This window comes from Qipengyuania sp. B-5 (assembly GCF_056857815.1).
The window spans coordinates 23268-45917 of the sequence record NZ_JBSXNU010000053.1 but is presented as its reverse complement, the minus strand read 5'-3'; the positions used below and the strand labels follow the sequence as shown (position 1 = coordinate 45917).

The following is a 22650-nucleotide window of genomic DNA, read 5'->3' as shown; positions in this document are numbered from 1 at the left end:
ATTTGCCTGCTGGTCGTGCAACGACACGGGTGCGCGGCTGGCTTGTCACCAAGTCGGTCGTGAAATCTCGTCGGAGCCGACTTGGAGCCGGCGATATCCGCAATATCACCCGCCGTTCGATACGGACCTGTTCGCTGGTCGAAGGCCCTATGCCGTCAAAAACCGGCGACCATCCCGGAGCATCCGGCGAAAGCGGCAACGGCGAAACCCGCCTGTCGTTTTCGTCGCTTTGGTTCGCCACCTGTCCACGAACGTCCTGTTCAGCGCCAGGGGCACCAAAAAGTCCCAGTGGCAACAGAAGCGCGAACGGCGCAAAGAGGACGAAAAAGCTTGGCATCGGTGGTGCTGTTTCCCTCCTTCATCCGGTTCATGAGCCCTGCGGCTTGCGTCACGGTGTCCGTTTGATCCCATACGTTTGAATATCGGCTTAATTGGATCGATGCCGATGACAAGAGTTGACCATTGAGGCATGAGCCGATGGATGAAGAATCTCGATCAATTCGTCATGGAAGCCGCCAACCTGCTTGGAAAGCGTGGATTTACGAGGGATCCCGATATAATCGAGCCCTGGTTAACCGACTGGCGTGGGCGGTATACAGGCAAGGCTCTCGGCCTTGCCTCGCCGGCCACAACGGCAGAGGTCGCAGCATTCGTTAGACTTTGCGCGGGACATGGCGTCCCGATCGTCCCCCAAGGTGGCAACAGTGGCATGTCCGGCGGTGCCACGCCGGATTCATCAGGCACAACGGTGCTCCTCTCACTTCGCCGGATGAACCGGATCCGCTCGTTCGACGAAAAGGCTAGTCAGATTACGTGCGAGGCTGGGGTTATTCTGCAAACCCTGCATGATGCAGCGCAAGAGCGACGGCTCCGGTTTCCCCTGACGCTAGGCGGCAAGGGATCGGCAACGATAGGAGGCCTTGTTTCGACCAATGCCGGCGGCACCCAGGTCTTGCGCCATGGTACGATGCGCAATCAGGTTCTTGGCTTGGAGGCGGTGATGGCTGACGGCTCCATCTTCGACACTCTCACTCCACTCAAGAAGGATAATCGCGGCTTCGATCTCAAGCAGATCCTGATCGGTTCGGAGGGTACCTTGGGAATCGTGACTGCTGCCACTCTTCGATTGCTGCCCGAAATCGGCGGGCGCCGGGTCATCTGGATAGGGCTCCGTTCCATTCAGCATGCCCGTCGGTTGCTGCGGCATGTCCAGGAAATGGCAGGCGATGCGCTAGAAGGCTTCGAAGTGCTCCCCGCACATAGCCTCGCCGCCGTCCTCGATCATCTGCCCGACGCACGATCGCCGCTGCAAGAAGACTATCCATGGAACGCGCTGATCGAACTGGTATCGGGATCAGACCGATCCGATGGACTGGGCCCCCTCACCGAAAAGACACTCGCCGCAGCTCTGGATCTGGATATCATCGAAGATGCAGTGATTGCCGCCAATGAAACCCAGGCCGAAGATTTTTGGCTTCTGCGCGATTCCATTTCGCCTGCCGAGAGGGCCATCGGACCGGCGATGCAGCACGATATATCTGTTCCGGTGTCGCGGATGGCAGATTTCGTGGAAGAAGTCGCACCGCGTGTGGAAGAGAGGTTTCCGGGAACGAAGGCTGTAGCTTTCGGCCATTTGGGTGACGGCAACGTGCATTTCCACGTCCTTGCACCGCCGGGTTCGCCTCGCGGGGAATGGGAGCGTAACCAGGGAACAAAAATCAGTATCTATGTTCACGATCTCGTGACGGAATGGGGTGGGTCGATCAGTGCCGAACACGGTATCGGGCAGATCAAACGCTTCGAACTGGGCCGCTTGGGCGATCCGGTTGCACTATCACTCATGAGGAGCATCAAGCATGCGCTGGACCCGCATGACCTGCTCAACCCCGGCAAACTCGTCCCGCTTGCGCAAGAAGGTCCAACCCCGTAAGGGCCGCACCTTCCGGCGTGTGATGCTCATCCGGCACCGTCCGCCCTACTCAGAAAACGTAAAGACACTCGGAGAATTCTCATGGCGAGCGCGCCGCAGCAGCCCCAACTGCCCCTGTTTTTCAACGACTTGATGCCGCTGAACAGCCAGGATCACAAGAATTACCGTACGCGCAGCATTGATGCGGCGCCATGGCTGGCCAAGGCTCATGCCATTCCACTGACAGTCGACGAATTCGTTCAGGCCCAGCGTAATTTCCCGATCGTCTTCTCGAGCGGTGACAATCCGCTGCCGTTGGCTCTCATGGGCCTCAACGAAGGTGTGAACACTTTCGTCGACGAAGCCGGCAAGGTTACCGAGCAGGTTTATCTTCCTGCGTATATTCGGCGATATCCTTTCATGCTCGCCAGACTCAAGGCAGACGCAACGGACCTTTCGCTTATGTTTGACCCCACCAGCGATGCGGTCGGCGAATTCGACGAAGGGGAGCGTCTGTTCGACGACGAAGGCAAGACGACCGATGCGACCCAGCGCGTTCTGGAATTCTGTCAGCATTTCGAGCAATCTGCTCAGCGCACCCAGGCTTTCCTGACCGAAATCAAGGATGCCGGTCTACTGATGGACGGCGAAGTCGCAATCCAGCGCGAAGGCGAAGATAAACCCTTCGTTTATCGCGGCTTCAAGATGGTCGACCAGGAAAAGCTCCGCGAAATCAGCGCCGAAAAAGCTGCGGAGTGGAACAAGAACGGCATCACGACGCTGATCAACGCGCACATCTTCTCCCTCGAACTGATGCGGGTTATCTTTGCGCGGCAGGTTCAGCAAGGCACTGCTCCGAAGCCAAATGCACAGGCGAATGCTTCAATGTAAGCTTCAATGGTAGCGCATAAATTCTATTCGAAATGGCGCGGGACGCACGAATGCTCGTACGTCCCGCAGAACAGACAGCGCAGTTACCTTGTATTCGCTACCTGTCTGGCGGCGGTCCTCAGTCTTGGCGGTTGTGCGACCACTACTACCGGTCTCGAAGAAGAAAGTCTCGCTGGCGAAAACCACCCGGCCGTCGACTTTCAGATCAAAGAAGACCGTTTATACCAAATTGGATATCGTCTGGGTGTTTCGAATGCTAACTATTGCGATCGGAAACAGCCAACCCTCGGCCTGATGATCCACGATGCTCGCGCCTATGCAGACGCTGACGACGTCCGCTCGGTCCTAGGATTGTCTGGAGACATTGGTATCCAGTCTGTCGCGAAAGGCTCTCCCGCCGATCTGGCAGGTCTGAAGCAGAACGACATTTTACTGGCGATTGATGGCGTCGGAATCGATCAAATCGGCGATCACGGCAAACCCGCTTGGTATCGCGCGACGGCCCTTCGTCGATTGATCGACCAATCGGCGCTTGACGGTATCGTATCCCTTACTTGGAGAAGTGCGGAAGGCGTGCTGTTGGTGGACGATATTGACGCGGTCGACTCATGTACCTCCGTTTTCGAATTGATATCGGGAGATGATGGCGCAGCGGCCGACGGAACCCGGGTTCTTGTCGGAGAAAATTTTCCAGGTTTCGCCTATGCCGAAGATGAATTCGCCTCAATTCTTACGCATGAAATGGCCCATAATTTACTGGGACATATCCCTTTTCTAAAACAGCTTGGCAACGGGGAAGGCAGAGCGCGCAATTCTGAACGCGATGCCGACAGGCTAATGCCGTGGTTGTTGACCAATGCCGGTTATGAGCCAGAAGCTGCAGTCAGGATGATGCGCCGCTACGGTCCGCGTCATGGCGGCGGGCTATTGCGCAGACGAACCCACGACGGCTGGGATGAGCGGGTTATCATGATTAGCGAAGAAGTGGAGAGATTGCAGTCTCTGTCTGGCGGAGAAATCAGCGCGCCTCTAGATTGGCGGATGCATTTCGAACCCATGTTGGAAATGCAATAGACCTCGTAGCATGGGATCGTCCGTTCAATAGCTGCGGTATGCTGCTACGCTACCGGATCACCCCATTGAAGCCGACAATGGCGATACCTATGTCCTTGTTACCGGATGGCGTATCCCCTCATGACCCGTCCGGTACGATGCATCTTTGATGCATTTCCTCCCTGAACCTTGGCCACCTCGTGCATGATGCGCGAGGTGGTTTTTTATTCTGTCATCTCTACTCCGCAGCTTGGCGGAAGGAATTGTCCAATATCAGGTCATTTACCTCGCTAGCCAGCGTCCTTACCAACCCCGCGATCAACCGCGCCACGCCTGGCAGGCGGGCGCTCGGTCGATCAAGACCTGAATCCAGATACGTGGTTCGGCATATCTCAACCTGAATTGCATGAATGCCTCTGCGTGGTGCACCGTGCCTGTCGAGGACATAACCCCCCGCATAGGGCCTGTTGTGTGCAACAGGGCGCCCATGTTCTCCAAAGTAGTTGAGAGCGCTGGCGGAAATTCGCCCATCGCAGCTGGATCCGAACCGATCGCCGATCACCACTTCAGGGGCAGACCAATCTGCTTGTGACGGCTTGAGCGGAGGCATGGAATGCAAATCCATCAACAACGCGGATCCCCAGTTGTCCCGCAGCTGCTCGAGCGTTGCCGCCAAGGCCTCGTGATAGGGCCGGTGGATTCTATCAATCCGACGGTCGAGTTCTGCACGTTGCAGGGGACGCTTCCAGATCTCGCCGAGCCCCGGGAGCTTGCGTGGTACGAGCCCGAGACCACTACGCGCCCGACGATTCGCATACGAATGCCGCGTATTTCCCGGACTCCCTCCGATTACCATCGACCAATCGACGTCATCGGGCGCGCGGTTCAGGTCGATCATGGCTCGCGGCACCTCAGCGCACAACACGGCAGCTCCAGTCTGATTCGCTACCTCAAGAGCCAGCGTATCCACATGGCGGTCTTCCAATCGCATTCGCGACACAGCACTTCTGAAATTGGCGGTAACGGCATCCGGATAATCCCGCCCGCCATGTGGCGCGGCGATAAGGATCGGTACGGTGGGTTTCTTGGGGACATGAAGCGAGAATACGCCGCTGTGGTGCTGCGTAAGCGGAGAATCGTAAAGAGTGGGCGCCACATCGCTAGGCAACATTGCATCATGCTGTCCCGTACCTGCCGCGAAGTCAAACAGGCTTGCCCCGTTGAGGGACAATGGTGAACAGATCGGAAGATTCTTTAAGCAGTTTGCGCTATGGGAAACTTATGAGTCAGCCACACCAGAAGAAGATCCTGCTCGCCGAGGATGACGACGCGATGCGAACCTATCTCGAACGCGCACTCGATAATGCGGGCTACGTCGTAGATGCAGTGGACCGCGGCACCGCTGCGATCCCCCTGCTTGAACAGGGAAACTACGATCTTCTCTTGTCCGACATCGTTATGCCCGAAATGGACGGGATCGAGCTCGCTCAACGCTGCAACGAGATCAGCCCAAGCACCAAGGTAATGTTCATTACCGGCTTCGCTGCAGTCACGCTTAAAGCCAGTCGTGAACAGCCGAATGCCAAGGTGCTCTCCAAGCCCTTTCATCTGCGCGACCTGGTTCTCGAAGTGGATCGCGTGCTTGAAGAAAAGATGAGCGCGCAGCTTTGAGAATATAGGCAAATTTGCCCCTTGTGCCGTCAGAAAGGCCTCGCTAAAGGGCACGCCTGCCGATTAAATCGGTATATCGATGGTGCGGGCGTATAGCTCAGTGGTAGAGCACTATGTTGACATCGTAGGGGTCCCAAGTTCGAACCTTGGTACGCCCACCATCGAACAAAAGATTGCCTGGCAATAATTCACGGCTTTGAGTCATAGCAGCTTGCCAGCGTAGCGCGACGCAACCGCGCCCCTATATTTACAGAATCTCACTGTGGCAGATCGCCACCCATTTCGCTCACATCGTGAAGCGCGAGATCCACTGCGTGGGTGAGCATCGCTCGTTGCCTTAGACAAAACGGCAACGCAAAACCATTTCAAATGCTTGCAAGCCACAAAAAAGCCGACCTCGCTTTCGCGAGGCCGGCTTCCGAATAATTTGAAGAGATTAGACGCTGACCGGAAGTTCGTCATCATCATCGCCATCAACTGCGATAATGATACCAGCGATTACTGCTGCAGCGGCCAGAATGGCGAGGATCGTAGCAGAACCACCCATTTCCGACACATCTTCAGCCGGCTGCGAGCTGCGCTGAGCATCTGCTGCAGTTGCGACTACCGGAGTTGCCGCCATTGCCACTGCGGCGATCGGGAGCATAAACTTCTTCATGTTCTAAATTCTCCTAGGTTCGGCCACCACGCCGGATAGCCTCATTCAGTTAATTCTTGGGAAGGCTTATCCCATCCCTTACCAGAGTTCAACCCCTTCCCAACGAAAGAGCACCCTTGGCTTCGCCATATATTCCTGAAAAATGAAGGTATTGTGAAAATCGGCTGTCAGCTGCCGACCCTTTTCGGCACTTGTGGCGGAAAAAACACACTCTCCAGTCGATTCCGAAGTCGAGACTCCCTGAAGGGTGGGAGGATTTCGCTGGCTACAGGCCGATCTTCAGGGGCGAGATCGTGCCCTTCAATGCAGACTGCCCAGACCAAGCGCGTGCTTGAAGGGCGATTTCCATGAAAGTGCAATTGGCAGGTACATTTTCAATAGACAGATTTAGCCCATCCCTACTAAATTCTCCTTGGGAAAATGGTTCAAGATTTTGAGTGCATCTCAGACTAATTTGAACATCTTCTGATAAATCACGGGGAGTGATTTGATGTTTAGCGACAATTGAAAAGGGAGTTTGCGGAGATTTGATAATCCGCGTCGCAAATACGCCCCCGGAGCCTGGACGAACGTAAAGTTCTACATCCGCACTATCTAAGCTGGTTTGGGCACGAAAATCAGCTGTATCTTTCAGGTGCCAATCAAATGGAGCATATGTCGATTCCCAGCTCAGGATACCATCCTCCAACGATCGCCTGCCACCTTGAACAAATTGGGTGTACAGATCGTAACCCGACTGTAGCTCATTCTGCTGAGCCAAGTTGCGCAAGAGCGATTGATCGAACTTCTGCTCATTGAAATCTGCTTCTTTACGTAATTGTACAAGATTGGCTAAGGCCGTAGGCTGTCTCACCGCATAATTTAAGAACTGCTGGTGCCATTCGGACGTGCCATCGAGGACTTGGGCAAACTCCTCAACTGCACCATCTTGCGCGAACACCGACAGCAAGACTGGAAACAGTTCACTGGATCTTGAAGGTCGGACACGTAAGATGCCATCGAGAGTTTCCACCGCGCCAGCATAATTCTCCGAGGCGACGTGTTCCTGAAGTACCAACGCCTGAAGTGTCGGCTCACGCCGGTTCAATTGCGCCGCCAGTCCTATTAGGATTGATCTTGCCAGCGTGTCCTGCTGAGCAAGAGCAAGGATTGCGTGTGATTCCGGTGTCAGAGGCTCGTACCTATATGATGTGCGAGCCCAGCCCTCCCCCAACTGCGCAGCGCTCTGCGGTTCCCGCGAGAGAGCTACTGACGAAGAAAATATTGCCGATGCGACATTCTCTTGCGCCAGACCGTTTAACGGGAACAACCTAGCTGCGTTTTCTGGCGCTTCGCTTGTCAGGGCGATGCTGGCGGACTGTATAGCTAAGACCACCGCCAATATCAGGCAGAAGACGGAAATGAAAATCAATCGCAGGGGATTAGCTACTTTCATCGAGTAATGTCTCGGCGGTCACGCCTTCTCCAAACGATCTTCATCACCATAGCCATAGCCGTAACCATAGCCGTAACCGTAACCATAGGCTGAATTTTTCTGGCTTACCTTGGTCACAATTGCCCCATAAACATGTGCTCCCGAGCGCATCAAGCGGCCAAGGGCATTCTCGATTCCCCGGAGCTTGATTTTCTCGGTCTCGATCACGAAGATCACACCGTCCACGCCCTTCGACATTTCAATAGCGTCAGCCAAGGCCAGCATTGGCGCGCCGTCGATCAGGACCTGATCATAAACACCTCTGGTAGCCTCAATGACCTGCGCAAACTTATCGCCAGCAAGTAGCTCTACTGGATTAGGCGGGACCTGACCCCTTGGCAGGAAATCAAAACCAAATTCTTCCAGGGAGATAATCTGCGAAAAAATGTCTGTTTCCTGGCTGGCGAGCAAGGATACCAATCCACCCTGATTATAATGGTCTATAGCAAGTGTATCGCGAAGCTTCGAATTGCGAAGATCAGCGTCGATCAAAAGGGTTCGCTTACCAAGTTGCGCAAAACTTGTCGCAACTCCCACACTAGAAATGCTCTTACCTTCGGCAGGCACCGAGGAAGTAAACATCAGCACCTTTGGCGCACCTTGAGGCGTCAGGAGATTCAGGTTCGTTCTTACGGTGGTGTACGCCTCATTTATCTCCGATGATCGCTCGGTTATGCGCTCAATTATCGCACCCTCGCCATTGCGGGGAATCGCACCCAACAGAGCAAGCCCGAGTCGCCTACGAACATCCTCTGGGTCCTGTAACGTCTGACTCAACGTCACCTTCAGGTAAACCAAACCAGCGGCGAGCACTAAACTCGCGACGAGCGAAATCAGCAGATTTTGGACAAGTGACGGCGCGTAAGGGTCCAAGGGCGCCTCAGCCAAATCGATAATCTGGATATTGTTCTGGCCAGCACCCGAAGCCTCCAGTTCCTTGAAACGCTGCAGAAGAGCATCATAAATTTCGCGGTTCGTATCGACTTCGCGCTTCAGGATTCCATAGCGAATACCTTGGCCCTGCTGCCCGAGAAACCGGCGCTTCACTTCGTCAACCTGATCGCGCAACTCCGCCTCCCTGATGCGAGCGGACTGCAGCAGATCCCTGCCACCATCTGAGATTGCGGAGCGCAGCGAGTTAACTTCAGCTTGCTTCTCCTGAACCTCTGGATATTCCGGTCCGAAATTGGCACGCAATACCGCAAGTTCGGCCTCTGCTTTACTCAAGCTTGAAAGCAACTCATTGCGCGGATCGGAGCTCGGAAAATTACCGCCGACAACAGCAGCCTGCGCACTGATTCGATCGGCTACTGCCTCTGCAAGCGCAGCGTTCAGAGCCTGCAAATCAGTGCCCACCAGAGTCTGGCCCGCACTTTCGGAACCAGCTTCCCCTCCCGCATTCAGGACGAGGATTTCGTTGGCGTTTGCGTATTCGACGAGTTCTTGTTCGGATTGAGCGAGGCGCTCTCTAAGTTCCGCGATCTGGCTTTGTAGGAAATCACGCGCTTCGATATTGGCGCCAAAGCGCTTCTCGTAATTGGCCGCTACGAATTCTTGCGCCCAAAGATTCGCTATCTTTGCTGAAACAGCTGGGTCTGGGCTGGAAAATCTCACATCTACGAGACTGGATTGCGTGATCGGTTCAATGCTGATGTTCTCGAGAAGCACTCTTTCGATTGATCGCCCGAGATCCCCTCCCTGATCAAGATTGAACGCCGTCAGGAACGCCTCGTCTCTGGCAAGATTGCCTGCCTCCAGAACCCGCTTGGCCATGAACTGCGAGACCAGCAGCTCATACTGCGTATTGAGATACTGTAGTTCCGAGACCACCGCGTCAGCCTCGAGAGAATCCAGATTGGTTACATCCGCAGTGACTTGCGACACCTCAAGCCGAGCTGTGGATTTGTATAGAGGGGACGCGAGGAGGGTAGCCAAAATGCCAAGTAGAATTCCGAGCGCGATGATCCCGGCAATCCAGTACTTGAGCCCTAGCGCCTCGTGCCAGTAGCGCTCGAGATCGAGCGCAAAGGCACCGCCGTTACTGATTTCATCATCGGCAAACTGCTGTCGGCTATCATGCTCCAACACACCAGGCGTTCCAAAGTCGACCCTGTTCATCGCCCGATCCGATCGATTAAAATTGCAGAGGTCGAAAGCAACGGTGCAAAGCTCAGGATATTATCCAGGCGCCTTCGTGCGGGAGAATCGCCGACGACAACGATATCATTGGGATAGACCGTTGGATCTGCATAATTGCCACGTTGGATAGCCTGGATATTATAGGCCCCTATGTAACGCTGCCCTGCAACGGTTCGCAGAACCAAAACATCCTCCATATCGGCATATTCAGCCAAACCGCCCGCTTGGTTGATTACCCGCAGCAGGGATTGCTTTCCAGGAACAGGGTATTCACCAGGCTTATTCACCTGCCCCCCCACCGAAACGGTGCGAGGTGGAATTTCGGTTGGAATAACCCGCACCTGAGGATTAAGCAGATAGTTGCCTTGCAGCGAGTTGGCAATCAAGTCTGCGGCCTCATTGGGCGCAAGACCATCAACATCGAGCAAGCCAATCAAAGGAAAAGAAATTCGCCCCTGACCATCAGTCAGATAAGTACCGGAGAGCCGCTCAGCTCCGACCACTTCAATTTCCAAAGCATCCTGCTGGCCTATAACATACAGGTTGTCGAAACGAGGAGCGGGCAATTCTTCAAGCTCTGCTATCTCGATCCCCGGTGCTTCGCCATAAGTGCGATCAGTCGCACAGCCTGGCAAGACAAGAGCCACCGCCAAACCAACCAAACCCGTTCTACTTAAACTCAATTTCCGTTTTCTCTTCATGTTGAGCGCCTTAGCGCATTTCCGATGGCAAAAAAGTCACTTTGTCCTTCAGACACATCATCACGTCAAACTATGTGTCTTCCGCGTCACGACGATCACGCGAGAGTGCCAATAGAAGCCAAATCATGACGATCTGAAAAATTGGCGCCCTCATAGGGTAGTCGACCAAAGAAGCAGTGCCAATGACGCTGAAAATGCTTATCCAAAAAAGGCCTGATACATACGCCGACCGGCTGTAGAATAATTCCGCAACAGCTTTCATTATCCACACACCGAGTCCGACCAACAAGATGCCGGCAAGCACGCCCCCTTCAATTACCAGTTGCACCCAATCGTTATGCGCCTGGTTCACGTACCGCGGCATCAAAAGGTTCGCGGGTTCATAAATTTGGTACACCTGTTCGAACGAGCCAAACCCTGAACCTACCAACCAGTGCGTCGAAAGCATTTCAGCAATGATCGGCAAGATTGACCAACGCAAATCGGCAAAACTATCTCGCGCCAAGATATCGTTGAAGGCTGGCGCACGCTCCAAAGCAACAAAGACTATAACCGTGAGCAACAGGACGGCAAGCGGAAGAAGCCACAATAGGTAACTACGATTTTCGCTCCAACGCTGGAGTGGACCCAATCCCGATTTTCTGTCTCGCCGCCTTGATGACATGCCTAACATTAGAGCAGATATGAGTCCTGCTCCCAAGCAGGCGACAAACCCTGCCCGCGATCCGTTGATCAGGGCTATCAGGAGTATAAAAAAGAACGCCGCAGGGTAAAGTATGCTCAACCAGTGAGCGATATGCTTTCGTCGCGCGTCCAAGCCGAGCCTCGCCACGATCAACAGGGTGCAGGCGGCGAACACTGCAGAATGATTCTCATTCGCAAAAATTCCCACCGCAGAACCCCAATTGGTAAGATCGTAAAAATAGAGGGGACTGGATCGCCCCGAGATTACCTGAAGCAATCCCAGCGCTGCATTCAGAACTCCCAGTCCAGCGATAATTTGGAGCAGGATGCGGGTGCTCGCTCGAAGAGCAATTGCAAGCAGGAGCCCCGCTGCCGGCAGAACTAAGCTGCCAAAGGCATTCCATGTGCGCAAAGGGGCCATGGATAGAGGACGCCAAAGTTCGGCATTCCCCGATGCCCCGTCCAACTGCTCGATCGCCTTTCGTCCCGGCAGATCATGCCAGATCTCGGGAGGGAGCGGTACGAGCTGCAATCCCACCAGGATCACGAACAGGCCAAAAATAGAGACGAGAACCGCTTCTCGCTTTAGGTCTTCTCGTGTCAGATAATAGATCGCTGGTATCAGAAACAAGGCCGACAAAGCGCGGAGCGGTACAATCTGGATCGCATCATACCTCGAGGCTCCGCCGAAAAAGGCGGCTACAAGAGCTAAGAGCGTTAAGAAAATCCATCCCCTGGAGGATTGAATTTTATGGCGCCTGGAAACTGATCGGTGACTGGAGCCTTTGGCCATCAACTCGTATCGACCTTTGCAAGACGGATTCTACGTTTGAATTTTGTGAAGCGCCTCTGCATGCAATGCCAAGGCAAGGCAAGCCCGTTGGTGTGGAGCCGCAATTGCTTGTCGCGATAACGAATTCATTTCAGACTTCCTCATTGTTAGGCCCAACGCGCAGCAGTGCGCGTAATCGGGCATTTGTAGCGACTAGCGGCTCGGCAGGCTGCTTGAGAGAGTCTCTCTCGATTTTGAACAACGCGCGTTCGCTTGCCGCGAGCCGCACTTCGGCTTGTGCCAATCCGAAGGCCCTAAAACCCGCGTCATTTGTCGGAATGATATCTCGTGGCGCTAAGTCTGGTCGATCACAAATAATCGACAGCCATATGGCAACGCTTTCTGGATCGAGCTACGCAGCCGGCCGATGTTTGCCAGCGTTGGCCGCAACCTTTGCCTTGCCCTCGCTTGAAGTTGGGCCAGTGCTCTTTTGAGCGTTAGCCCGGTTGCTGCGTGTAATACGATCCTCCCTAATTGCTCGATGATTGCCTTCGTGTGGCCGCGATTGCGGAGTAGGTCGTAATCGTGCTTCACCTCGCGCCGCCGCCGCTCAAGTCTGCAGATCTTAGCATCATGACACTCGGCTGACTCATCTGATTCGAAGCCATCACTGCCTCGATGCGCTTCGCTAAGTAATTCCAGACGGCTTAATCTGAGCTCGGAGATTTCAGCGTAAGTCGCTGTCTGGATCTGTGGGTCGCGAGACGTGGCGCGAGCGACCACCATCGGCGGCTTCTTCTGCCGCCTCTTCGTCGTAGTCAATAGGGCGTTCCCAATCATCTTCTCCACCGCCCTGCTCGACATGCTCGTACCACGCCTGGTCGATCTGCTTCGGGATTGGCTCGAGTGCCGCTGCCCCGCAATTGAATGGCTGTTCTGCCCGATCTACCAGGGCAATGTGATCGATCTCGGCCTTGAGGCAACAACGGACGGCGGTCCATCAAATAAGCGGCTCAGCGCTGCGGTCTGCGCGAAGATCAGGTCGCGTCGTTCAGCGGCCACTCAATGCGAGTAGGCGCTGCACAAGATCTGTTGTAACGGGGTTTGATAAAGCCGCCATCATGCGTGTAGGGACTGGAAATCCGTGAATGTGCTCGCGCGCTATCTTGAAAAGGCCGAGCCCAACGTCTGGGCTTGAGAGCGCAGTAGAGTCGCTTAATGCTATCCAACCAATTGCTCTAGGTAACGGCCATAGGTGTTCTTGCCGAACAATCTCGCCCGCTCAGTCAATTGGTCACTGGATATCCAACCCTGGCCATAGGCAATCTCATCCGGGCTACCAGTTTGCAGGCCCTGCCGTTCCTCCAGCGTACGCACGAAATTGCCAGCATCGAGCAGGCTTGCATGCGTGCCAGTATCGAGCCAGGCGAAGCCACGGCCCATTAGGCTGACCTGAAGCGCGTCATCGGCGAGGTAGCTTTCAAGCAGTGTGGTGATCTCAAGCTCCCCGCGCTCCGATGGCTTGACCTGCGCCGCTCGCTGCGGAGCTGAGCCGTCAAGGAAATAGAGTCCGGTCACCGCATAGTTTGATACGGGCACTTCCGGCTTCTCGACAATCGAACGGACCGCACCGTCTTCGTGAAAGTCAACCACGCCATAGCGCTCCGGATCGGCCACGCGATAGCCGAATACCGTGCCGCCTTCGATACGGGCCGCGGCCTCGACCAGCAGATCCGGCAATCCGTGGCCAAAAAACAAATTGTCGCCCAGCACCATCGCCGAAGGCGTACCTGCCAGGAAATCTTCTGCCAACAGGTATGCCTGCGCCAGCCCGTCGGGGCTTGGTTGTTCGATATAGGTCAGACTGATGCCCCACTGACTGCCATCGCCCAGCGTGCGGATGAATTGCGATTGGTCCTCGGGCGTAGTGATCACAGCAATCTCGCGAATGCCGGCCAACATCAGCACGCTGATGGGGTAATAGATCATCGGCTTGTCATAGATTGGCACGAGTTGCTTCGAAAGACCGATCGTCACCGGGTAAAGCCGAGTGCCAGAGCCTCCTGCTAGGATAATGCCTTTGCGTTGCATTACTGTTCTTCTTTCTTTTGTTTGAGCTCTTGCAGGACTGTCGCCAGCCCGGCTCGCCAATCAGGTCTGGCGATGCCGAACGTGGATTCGGTGGCGCTACAATCGAGCCGCGAATTTGCTGGACGGCGGGCAGGCGTTACGTAATCCGCTGTACAGATATTCGCTACGTCGCAGTCGAGCCTCGTTTTGGCAAATATCTCGCGCGCGAAATCGGCCCATGATGTGTCGGGAGCTCCGGCGAAGTGATAGGCGCCAGCCTTGGCCTGATCGTCCGCCAGTCGATCACCGATAATGACGCATGCCTGAGCGATTGCTGCAGCTGGAGTCGGGCCGCCGATCTGGTCCGCAACCACACGCAATTGATTGCGCTCGCCTCCCAAGCGCAACATTGTCTTCACAAAGTTCTGCCCATGCGCCGAGAACACCCACGAGGTACGGAGGATTACAAAACGTCCTCCGGCAGCCGCCACGCCCTGCTCCCCTGCCAGCTTGCTGCGCCCGTAGGCTGAGATAGGCGCAACGCCATCATCCGGACGCCAGGCCGCATCACCGCTGCCATCGAACACGTAATCAGTCGACAAGTGAACGAAAGGAATATCGTACATGGCACAGGCTTTCGCCATTTCAGCTGGAGCGACACCGTTGATCTGTGTGGCTAGTTCTTCCTCGACTTCAGCACGGTCGACCGCAGTATAGGCGGCGGCGTTGATAACCGCCGTGGCCGCGTGTCGCTTGATCGCGGCGGCGCAGTCCCCCGGCACGGTTAAGTCTACTTCTTCACGGCCCAATGCCATAGCAGGAGTGAGCGCCTGCAATTCGCGCGCCACCTGCCCCGTCTTGCCGAAGACCAGTATAGTCATACCCCGCCTACTTGGCCGTACCCAGCCGCTGGCCAACCCCTTGCCGGTTCAGCAATGGGCGCCACCAGTCCTCATTGTCGAGGTACCACTGAACGGTCCTCTCCAGCCCTTCCTCAACCGTAACCGAGGGGCGCCAGTCCAGTTCTTCACGTATACGGCTGGGGTCTATCGCATAGCGCACATCATGACCCGGCCGATCGGCAACGAAAGTGATCAGATCTCTATAGGAAGAGCCGTCTTTGCGCGGACGCAATCGGTCAAGGATGGCGCAGATCGTCTGCACCAGCTGCAGATTGCTGCGCTCGTTTTCGCCGCCGATGTTGTAGGTGCGACCGACCTCGCCGCGCTCGACCACCAGCAACAGCGCCTCGGCATGATCCTCAACATAGAGCCAATCGCGCACGTTCGAGCCGTCACCATAGATCGGCAGCGGCCTGCCGTGCAGCGCATTGAGCGTGACAACCGGGATCAGCTTTTCAGGGAAGTGGTAGGGTCCATAATTGTTCGAGCAATTGGTCACGAGCACAGGCAGACTATAGGTTTCGGCCCAAGCGCGCACAAGGTGGTCGGAGCTGGCTTTTGAAGCGGAGTAAGGGCTCCGTGGATCGTAAGGTGTCTCTTCGGTAAATTGCACCTCCGGATCGGGCGGCAGTGACCCGTAAACCTCATCCGTGCTGATGTGGTGGAAGCGGAAGTCATCGGGCCTGCCGTTCTCAACCCAGTATTTCCGGGCCGCCTCAAGCATGTTGAAGGTGCCGAGGATATTGGTTTCCATGAAGGTGCCCGGACCATCAATCGACCGATCGACATGGCTTTCAGCGGCAAGGTGCATTGCTACGTCCGGCTTGTGCTCTGAGAAGATGCGGTCGAGCGCAGTGCGATCGCGGATATCGGCATGCTCGAAAACGTAGCCCGGACTATCTGCAACTGTAGCGAGGTTTTCGAGGCAGGCGGCATAGGTCAGCGCGTCTAGATTGACGACACCGTGACCGCGCGCGATCGCGAGCCGGATAACTGCGGAACCAATGAAGCCGGCACCGCCTGTGACTAAGATCTTCATAAAGATCTCTCGTAGGTGAAGGGACTATCGAAATCGGCGAACGAGCCCGCGAGATCGTCTTTCTCGGACAGGATCACATCGCCTTCAAGCCCCCAGTCTATACCAATATTGGGATCATCAAAACGCAACGCGCCTTCGGCCTCGGGCGCGTAGTACTCTGAGCATTTATAGACGATTTCGGTGTCAGGAGCGCGGGTAACAAAGCCATGCGCAAAGCCGACGGGAATGAACAATTGCCGCCCGTTCGCGAAGCTGAGCTCAGCCCCGAACCATTGACCATAGGTGGGGGAACCTTTGCGGATATCGACTGCGACATCGAACAGCGCCCCCCGACCACAGCGCACTAATTTGGCCTGCGCCTTTGGCGGTGCCTGGAAATGTAATCCACGAACGGTGTAGATTTGTACAGAGAGCGAATGATTGTCTTGGACGAAATGCTCTTTGATACCGTGCTCAACCAGATCTCGCGCGTTGTAGGTCTCAGCGAAAAAGCCACGATGATCGCCAAAACGGCGCGACTCCATGAGCAGCACGCCTCCGAGGCAAGTTTTTTCGACTAGCATCTTAAATCATTACCTCAATCGAGCGCCAAGCGAGGCGCATCTACCTACAAGAACGTAGTGTCTTAAACCAGGAGCCAGTCTATAAAGACCGAAATGAAGATAAGTTCTCACGGTACCATTGGAATGTTTGGGCTATGCCCTTTTCGAGGCTGATGTTCGCCCTCCACCCCATCCCAGCAAGGCGACTTACATCCATCAGCTTGCGCATCGTGCCGTCCGGCTTTGATGGATCGGTGGCGATCTTGCCTTTAAAATCCGTAACCTTAGCGATCAACTGCGCTAACTCAAAGATGGAGATGTCTTCGCCACAGCCGACATTGATATGGCTCAGCATCGGCTGCGTATTCAACTCGTACTGTTCGCGCGGCAGATCAAGCACGAATATCGATGCGGCCGCCATGTCATCGACATGAAGGAACTCGCGACGCGGGGTTCCGGTACCCCATATCACGACTTCCTTTCGGCCTTCCTGCGCGGCCTCATGGAAACGTCGGACCAGGGCGGGAAGAACGTGACTGTTCTCGGGATGGAAATTGTCGCCCGGCCCATAGAGATTTGTCGGCATGACCGAGCGATAGTCGGTGCCGTACTGGCGGTTGTAACTCTCGCACAACTTGATCCCTGCGATCTTGGCAATGGCATAGGGCTCATTGGTGGATTCGAGCACTCCGGTCAGCAGCGCATCTTCCGCCATTGGCTGCGGAGCTTCCTTGGGATAGATGCAAGAAGAGCCGAGGAACAGTAGGCGCCTGACACCTGCCTTGAAAGCCTGATGGATGACATTGGCCTCCATCATGAGGTTGTCGTAAATGAAGTCCGCCGGATAGGTATTGTTTGCGTGAATACCGCCGACTTTTGCCGCAGCTAGGATCACCGCATCTGGGCGCTCAGTTTGCAGAAATTCGCGCACAGCAAACTGCTCAGTGAGGTCGAGCTCGGCGTGGGATCGGGTTATTAGCTCAATTCCTTCGCCAGCGGCCTTACGCGCTTGCAGCTGGCGTAGAATTGCGCCGCCCACCATACCGCGGTGGCCTGCAAGATAGATCTTCATCGCGAGTCGCCTTTAGTTCTCGATGCTAACTGGTAGCTCGAAACCATTTTCCTTGAGGAAAGCATGGCGCTGCGCCTCCTTGAGATCTGCCGCCACCATCGCCGCGCACATTTCGCGGGCCGTGGTTTCGGGCTCCCAGCCGAGTTTCTCTTTAGCCTTGGTCGGATCGCCAAGCAGCGTTTCCACTTCGGCAGGACGGAAATAACGCGGATCGATCCGAACGATCACATCGCCGACCTTTAGCGCCGGGGCCTTGTGGCCCTCGATCGTAGCAATCGTCGCGACCTCGTCCACACCCTCACCGCTGAATTCGAGTGTGATACCAAGTTCTCCGGCCGACCAGGTGATGAACTCGCGCACCGAATATTGCACGCCAGTGGCGATCACGAAATCGTCGGGCGCATCCTGTTGCAGCATCAGCCACTGCATCCGCACGTAATCTTTGGCATGACCCCAATCGCGAAGCGCATCGATGTTGCCCATGTACAGGCATTTTTCGAGCCCCTGCGCGATATTGGCGAGGCCGCGCGTGATTTTGCGCGTGACAAAGGTCTCACCGCGCCGGGGGCTTTCGTGATTGAACAGAATACCGTTGCAGGCATACAGGCCATAGGCCTCGCGGTAATTCACCGTGATCCAGTAGGAGTACAGCTTCGCCACCGCATAGGGGGAGCGCGGATGGAACGGCGTGGTCTCGGTTTGGGGGGTTTCCTGCACCAGACCGTACAATTCCGAGGTCGAAGCCTGATAGAAACGGGTTTTCTTTTCCAGTCCGAGGAACCGGATTGCTTCGAGCAGGCGCAAAGTGCCCAAGGCGTCAACATCGGCGGTGTATTCGGGCGATTCGAAACTGACCGCAACGTGGCTCTGCGCGGCAAGATTATACACCTCGTCCGGCTGCACATCGTTGATGATGCGCGTCAGGTTCGAAGTGTCGGTAAGGTCGCCATAATGCAGCGTCAGCTTGGGATCGGGTGCGTGCGGGTCCTGATAGATGTGGTCGATCCGCTGCGTGTTGAAGCTCGACGCGCGGCGCTTGATCCCGTGGACCTCATATCCCTTTTCGAGCAGGAATTCGGCAAGGTAGGAGCCGTCTTGTCCGGTGACACCCGTGATAAGAGCACGCTTCGTCATTGGGCTGCTTCGTCCTTTACAAAGAATTGGTTGATCTTGCTGAAGTTCTTGGCGGCGAGCGTGCCGATGCCGCCGACCTTGTTCTTGCGAATGGCGCGATAGTCTTCGCGGCTCTTTTTCAGAATCCGCTCGAGCGAACGGTTGCTTTCACCCCCCATACGCATCTTGACCAGCACATGCGGGACATAGGCGAGCTTGATCTTGCCGATGGCGAGGTAGCGCAGCATCGCATCGTAATCGGCGGCAATGCTGAACGAGGTGTCGTAGAGGCCGTGCGTGTCGAAAACTTCGCGCCTCAGATACAGGGTCGGGTGCGGCGGCATCCAGCCCTGCCTGAGCTTGGCGGGCGTATATTCGCCCGAACGCCAGTGGCGCACGACCTTGCCCGGATTGTCGGCTGCGACATATTGCAGATCGCCATAGACGCCCTGCACCGAAGGGTCGGCAAAGGCGTCCGCCACTTTGGCCAGAGCGTCCGGCGAAGCGAAAAAATCGTCCGAATGCATCAAGCCGATGACATCGCCGGTTGCATTGCCGATCCCGCGATTGATCGCGTCGTAAATGCCGTGATCGCGCTCGCTGATCAGCCTGGTCGAGCCATTGGCGATATCCCGCACAGCATCGAGCGTACCATCACTCGATCCGCCATCCTGCACGACGTGCTCGACCTGCGGATAGGTCTGCGCCTGCACGCTCTCGATCGCCGCGCCGATAGTGGCAACGCGGTTAAAGACAGCGGTAACGACGGAAATCTTCATGGCGCGGTTGCTCTTACACCCGTCCGACGGACGAGTAGTGCAACCCTTTTTCGCGCATATCCTGCGGGGTGTAGACGTTGCGCAAGTCGATCAGCACGGGTGCGTTGGCGAGGGCTTTGACCTTGTCGAGGTCGAGTGCGCGGAACGCGTCCCATTCGGTAACAATCACGGTGGCGTCGGCTCCGGTGATCGCCTCGTAAGGATCGTTGCACATGGTCACCTCGGGCATCATCGGCGCGGCGATCTCCATGCCCTCAGGGTCGTAGGCGGCCACGGACACGCCCGCATCGGCCAGCGTCTGCGCGATGGCGATGGCGGGAGAGTCGCGCATGTCGTCGGTGTTGGGCTTGAACGTCAGTCCCAGCAGCGCCGCCTTCTTGCCGCGTGCGGCATCAGGCCCGCCCAGCGCGTCCACGACCTTGCGACCCATCGCGCGCTTGCGGGTTTCGTTGGTCTTGACCACCGCCTCCACGATGCGGGTCGGGCTGTCATAGTCTTCCGACGTCTTGAGCAGCGCCAGCGTGTCCTTGGGGAAGCACGATCCGCCATAACCTGGCCCTGCATGGAGGAACTTGGAACCGATTCGGCCATCCATGCCGATGCCGCGGGAGACGTCCTGCACATCCGCACCCACCTTCTCGCACAAATCGGCCATCTCGTTGATGAAGGTGATCTTGGTCGCAAGAAAGGCGTTGGCGGCGTACTTGATCAGCTCGCTGGTCCGGCGCGAGGTGAACAGGATCGGAGACTCATTCAAGTAGAGCGGGCGATAGACCTCGCGCATCACGCTCCCGCCGAACTCGTCCTCGGCGCCGATGACAATGCGGTCCGGGCGCTTGAAGTCGCCGATGGCTGCGCCTTCGCGCAGGAACTCGGGGTTGGAGACGACCGAGACCTTGTGAGGGGTGCCGGTGCCTTGGATGATCCGTTCAACCTCGTCACCTGTGCCCACCGGCACGGTGGACTTGGTCACCACCACGGCATCGCCCGACAGGCTCTCGCCCACTTCTCTGGCCACGGCATAGACGAAGGAGAGGTCCGCATGGCCATCACCGCGCCGACTCGGCGTGCCGACCGCGATAAAGATCGCATCGGCGCTCTTGATCCCTTCGGCAAGGTCGGTGGTAAAGCTCAGCCGTCCAGCCTTCACATTGCTCTCGACCAGAGCATCAAGCCCCGGCTCGTAGATCGGCATAATGTTCTCGTGCAGGCGATCAATCTTCGACTGATCCTTGTCGATGCACACAACCTCGTGCCCGAAATCCGCAAAACACGCTCCAGACACCAAGCCAACATAGCCCGAACCAACCATCGCGATCTTCATGGATTCAATTCCTGTTCTTGTACCGCTCGATCAGCGGCCAGTGATTTCCGGCAAACGCTTTTCGAAATAGGCAATCGTCTTGGCGAGCCCTTCTTCAAGTTGGACTTTCGGCTCCCAATCGAGCGTTTCCTGCGCCTTGCTGATATTCGGCTTGCGCTGTTTCGGGTCGTCCGAGGGAAGATCGAGGAAGGTAAGCTTCGACTTCGATCCGGTCATGTCGATGACCTTTTCGGCCAGTTCCTTGATAGTGAATTCGCCCGGATTGCCGAGGTTGATTGGTCCGGTCACATCCGCGCCGGTGTCCATCAGACGCAGAAAGCCTTCGACCAGATCGTCGCAATAGCAGAACGAGCGGGTTTGCGAGCCGTCGCCGTAAATCGTGATGTCCTCATCCTGCAGCGCCTGAAAGATGAAGTTCGACACCACGCGGCCATCGGCATGGTGCATGCGCGGGCCATAAGTGTTGAAAATGCGCGCCACCTTGATCTCGAGACCATGCTGGCGGTGGTAATCGAAGAACAGCGTCTCCGCGCAACGCTTGCCCTCGTCATAGCAGGACCGCTCGCCAATCGGGTTGACGTTGCCCCAGTAATCCTCGGTCTGCGGGTGAACATGCGGGTCGCCATAGACCTCGCTAGTCGAGGCCTGGAAGATCTTGCACTTCAGGCGCTTAGCAAGACCAAGCATGTTGATCGCGCCATGAACGCTGGTTTTGGTCGTTGCCACTGGGTCGTGCTGATAGTGGATCGGCGAGGCCGGGCAGGCGAGGTTGTAGATCTCGTCGACTTCGACATAGAGCGGCAGCGTCACGTCATGACGCATGAACTCGAAGCGCGGCTCGTCGTGCAGGTGATCGATATTGCGCTTGGTGCCGGTAAACAAGTTGTCGACGCACAGCACCTCGTGGCCTTGCGCGATCAGCCGGTCGATCAGATGCGAGCCGAGAAAACCCGCCCCGCCAGTTACCAATATCCGTTTCCGGGTTTCATAAATTCGAGCCAAGGAACGCTCCTGTTTGTTTTTTTCTGTCAGGCGAGGCTGCTTGTTCGCGGATCATCAGCCGGATCGTCTGGAAATACCATGACTTGTAGCTGGCATAATGAAAGCCTGCCGATCCATCGAGGATGCCGAGCTTCACGAAATAGGTCAGCGCGAAATAGAACCACGCGAACCACCATTTGGTGATGTGGCAATATTTGAACCGCTGGCGCGAGGTCAGGCCGGCCCAAGCCTCGCCGTCATCCTTGAGCTTGGCGTAACGCGCCGCTTCCCAGAGCGCATAGTCGCGGTGCTTCTGGATGAAATGACCGAGCGCCTTGTAATCGCGATGTTCGATCGGCACAGTGATCTCGCCGATTTCGCCGTCGACGATGGGGTGCTCGTGGATCTCCATGTCGAGCTGGCTCCAGCCATCCTCGTCAATCCGCTCGTAAAGCGCCTTGCCCACACGGAACAACGCCAGTTTGCGCTGGGCGATACCGTGCCGCAGCGGTTTATCGAGGAAATAGTTGTTGTAAGCGAGCCAGTAGGCGTCTTTGTCGTCCTTTGCGATGGCTTCGAACACTTCATCGCAAAACGCATCGTTGAGGAATTCGTCGGCGTCGAGGAACAGCACCCAATCGTGTTTTGGCGGGTCATTGATCAGAAACCAGTTGCGCTTCTTGGGATACTTGCCGTCCCACTGGAAATCGACGACGCGCGCGCCGTATTCGGCGGCGATTTCGCGGGTGCGGTCGGTCGAGCTGCTGTCGATCACAACGATTTCGGCAAACCGCCCCAACCGCTCTAGGCATCGGGCAAGGTTGGCCTCTTCGTTTTTGACCGGAACTGCGACGGTCACCGGGAGAATGGGATTGC

Annotated in this window: 21 protein-coding genes and 1 tRNA gene; 6 read left to right on the top strand and 16 right to left on the bottom strand. The window is 56.1% G+C overall.

The window, feature by feature from the left end:
- The first annotated feature begins 481 nt into the window (after nt 1-481).
- From AC13CE_RS12500 to AC13CE_RS12490, 3 genes are all read left to right on the top strand, one after another.
- Complete coding sequence (locus AC13CE_RS12500) at nt 482-1930, top strand: FAD-binding oxidoreductase (RefSeq protein WP_482972637.1); 1449 nt, start codon at nt 482-484, stop codon at nt 1928-1930.
- Between the two features lie 81 nt (nt 1931-2011).
- Nucleotides 2012-2800 carry a SapC family protein gene (locus tag AC13CE_RS12495; RefSeq protein ID WP_482972636.1) on the top strand — a complete coding sequence of 263 codons (789 nt, stop codon included), beginning with the start codon at nt 2012-2014 and terminating at the stop codon, nt 2798-2800.
- Between the two features lie 6 nt (nt 2801-2806).
- On the top strand, nt 2807-3874 hold the full coding sequence (locus AC13CE_RS12490; protein ID WP_482972635.1) for a PDZ domain-containing protein: 1068 nt from the start codon (nt 2807-2809) through the stop codon (nt 3872-3874).
- Nucleotides 3875-4091: 217 nt separating this feature from the next.
- On the opposite strand, the gene AC13CE_RS12485 is transcribed toward AC13CE_RS12490, so the two are convergent.
- Nucleotides 4092-5024, bottom strand: coding sequence for an N-formylglutamate amidohydrolase (locus AC13CE_RS12485; RefSeq protein ID WP_482972634.1), 933 nt, complete (start codon nt 5022-5024; stop codon nt 4092-4094).
- Nucleotides 5025-5134: 110 nt separating this feature from the next.
- Here AC13CE_RS12485 and cpdR point away from each other — a divergent pair, with 110 nt between their 5' ends.
- Together cpdR and AC13CE_RS12475 are read left to right on the top strand one after the other, a co-directional pair.
- Nucleotides 5135-5524 carry a cell cycle two-component system response regulator CpdR gene (gene cpdR, locus AC13CE_RS12480; RefSeq protein ID WP_221538726.1) on the top strand — a complete coding sequence of 130 codons (390 nt, stop codon included), beginning with the start codon at nt 5135-5137 and terminating at the stop codon, nt 5522-5524.
- 86 nt (nt 5525-5610) lie between these two features.
- Nucleotides 5611-5685 (top strand) — tRNA-Val (locus tag AC13CE_RS12475).
- A gap of 275 nt (nt 5686-5960) precedes the next feature.
- Here the strand turns inward: AC13CE_RS12475 and AC13CE_RS12470 are convergent.
- The 5 genes from AC13CE_RS12470 to AC13CE_RS12450 form a co-directional block, all read right to left on the bottom strand.
- Entirely contained in the window at nt 5961-6182 is a 222-nt protein-coding gene (locus tag AC13CE_RS12470) for a hypothetical protein (RefSeq protein ID WP_482972633.1), read from the bottom strand.
- 265 nt (nt 6183-6447) lie between these two features.
- Entirely contained in the window at nt 6448-7617 is a 1170-nt protein-coding gene (locus AC13CE_RS12465) for a hypothetical protein (RefSeq protein WP_482972632.1), read from the bottom strand.
- 18 nt (nt 7618-7635) lie between these two features.
- Nucleotides 7636-9774, bottom strand: a complete 2139-nt coding sequence (locus tag AC13CE_RS12460; RefSeq protein WP_482972631.1) for a GumC family protein — start codon at nt 9772-9774, stop codon at nt 7636-7638.
- Complete coding sequence (locus AC13CE_RS12455; protein WP_482972630.1) at nt 9771-10496, bottom strand: polysaccharide biosynthesis/export family protein; 726 nt, start codon at nt 10494-10496, stop codon at nt 9771-9773. The genes AC13CE_RS12460 and AC13CE_RS12455 overlap by 4 nt, the downstream gene beginning before the upstream one ends.
- A gap of 70 nt (nt 10497-10566) precedes the next feature.
- Nucleotides 10567-11973 (bottom strand): O-antigen ligase family protein, encoded by a 1407-nt coding sequence (locus AC13CE_RS12450; RefSeq protein WP_482972629.1) that lies wholly within the window; start codon nt 11971-11973, stop codon nt 10567-10569.
- A gap of 745 nt (nt 11974-12718) precedes the next feature.
- Here AC13CE_RS12450 and AC13CE_RS12445 point away from each other — a divergent pair.
- Nucleotides 12719-13027: a hypothetical protein gene (locus tag AC13CE_RS12445; RefSeq protein WP_482972628.1), complete on the top strand. Its 309-nt coding sequence runs from the start codon at nt 12719-12721 to the stop codon at nt 13025-13027.
- A 146-nt stretch (nt 13028-13173) separates the two neighbouring features.
- On the opposite strand, the gene rfbA is transcribed toward AC13CE_RS12445, so the two are convergent.
- The 10 genes from rfbA to AC13CE_RS12395 all read right to left on the bottom strand — a co-directional run bounded on the left by rfbA (nt 13174) and on the right by AC13CE_RS12395 (nt 22633).
- Nucleotides 13174-14043, bottom strand: a complete 870-nt coding sequence (rfbA, locus tag AC13CE_RS12440; RefSeq protein ID WP_482972627.1) for a glucose-1-phosphate thymidylyltransferase RfbA — start codon at nt 14041-14043, stop codon at nt 13174-13176.
- Nucleotides 14043-14903: a dTDP-4-dehydrorhamnose reductase gene (gene rfbD / locus AC13CE_RS12435; RefSeq protein ID WP_482972626.1), complete on the bottom strand. Its 861-nt coding sequence runs from the start codon at nt 14901-14903 to the stop codon at nt 14043-14045. The genes rfbA and rfbD overlap by 1 nt, the downstream gene beginning before the upstream one ends.
- A 7-nt stretch (nt 14904-14910) precedes the next feature.
- Nucleotides 14911-15963, bottom strand: coding sequence for a dTDP-glucose 4,6-dehydratase (gene rfbB, locus AC13CE_RS12430; RefSeq protein ID WP_482972625.1), 1053 nt, complete (start codon nt 15961-15963; stop codon nt 14911-14913).
- Nucleotides 15960-16526 (bottom strand): dTDP-4-dehydrorhamnose 3,5-epimerase, encoded by a 567-nt coding sequence (rfbC, locus tag AC13CE_RS12425; protein ID WP_482972624.1) that lies wholly within the window; start codon nt 16524-16526, stop codon nt 15960-15962. The genes rfbB and rfbC overlap by 4 nt, the downstream gene beginning before the upstream one ends.
- Nucleotides 16527-16605: 79 nt before the next feature.
- The gene (fcl, locus tag AC13CE_RS12420; RefSeq protein WP_482972623.1) at nt 16606-17577 is read right to left on the bottom strand and encodes a GDP-L-fucose synthase; all 972 of its coding nucleotides are present in this window, start codon (nt 17575-17577) and stop codon (nt 16606-16608) included.
- 12 nt (nt 17578-17589) lie between these two features.
- Nucleotides 17590-18711, bottom strand: a complete 1122-nt coding sequence (gmd, locus tag AC13CE_RS12415) for a GDP-mannose 4,6-dehydratase (RefSeq protein WP_482972622.1) — start codon at nt 18709-18711, stop codon at nt 17590-17592.
- Nucleotides 18708-19469, bottom strand: coding sequence for a glycosyltransferase family 2 protein (locus AC13CE_RS12410; RefSeq protein WP_482972621.1), 762 nt, complete (start codon nt 19467-19469; stop codon nt 18708-18710). The genes gmd and AC13CE_RS12410 overlap by 4 nt, the downstream gene beginning before the upstream one ends.
- A gap of 13 nt (nt 19470-19482) precedes the next feature.
- A complete protein-coding gene (locus AC13CE_RS12405; protein WP_482972620.1) occupies nt 19483-20793 on the bottom strand; it encodes a UDP-glucose dehydrogenase family protein in 1311 nt (436 codons plus the stop codon).
- A 30-nt stretch (nt 20794-20823) separates the two neighbouring features.
- Nucleotides 20824-21795 carry a UDP-glucuronic acid decarboxylase family protein gene (locus tag AC13CE_RS12400; protein ID WP_482972619.1) on the bottom strand — a complete coding sequence of 324 codons (972 nt, stop codon included), beginning with the start codon at nt 21793-21795 and terminating at the stop codon, nt 20824-20826.
- Complete coding sequence (locus AC13CE_RS12395; RefSeq protein WP_482972618.1) at nt 21779-22633, bottom strand: glycosyltransferase family 2 protein; 855 nt, start codon at nt 22631-22633, stop codon at nt 21779-21781. Before AC13CE_RS12395 ends, AC13CE_RS12400 begins: the two co-directional genes overlap by 17 nt.
- Nucleotides 22634-22650: the final 17 nt, after the last annotated feature.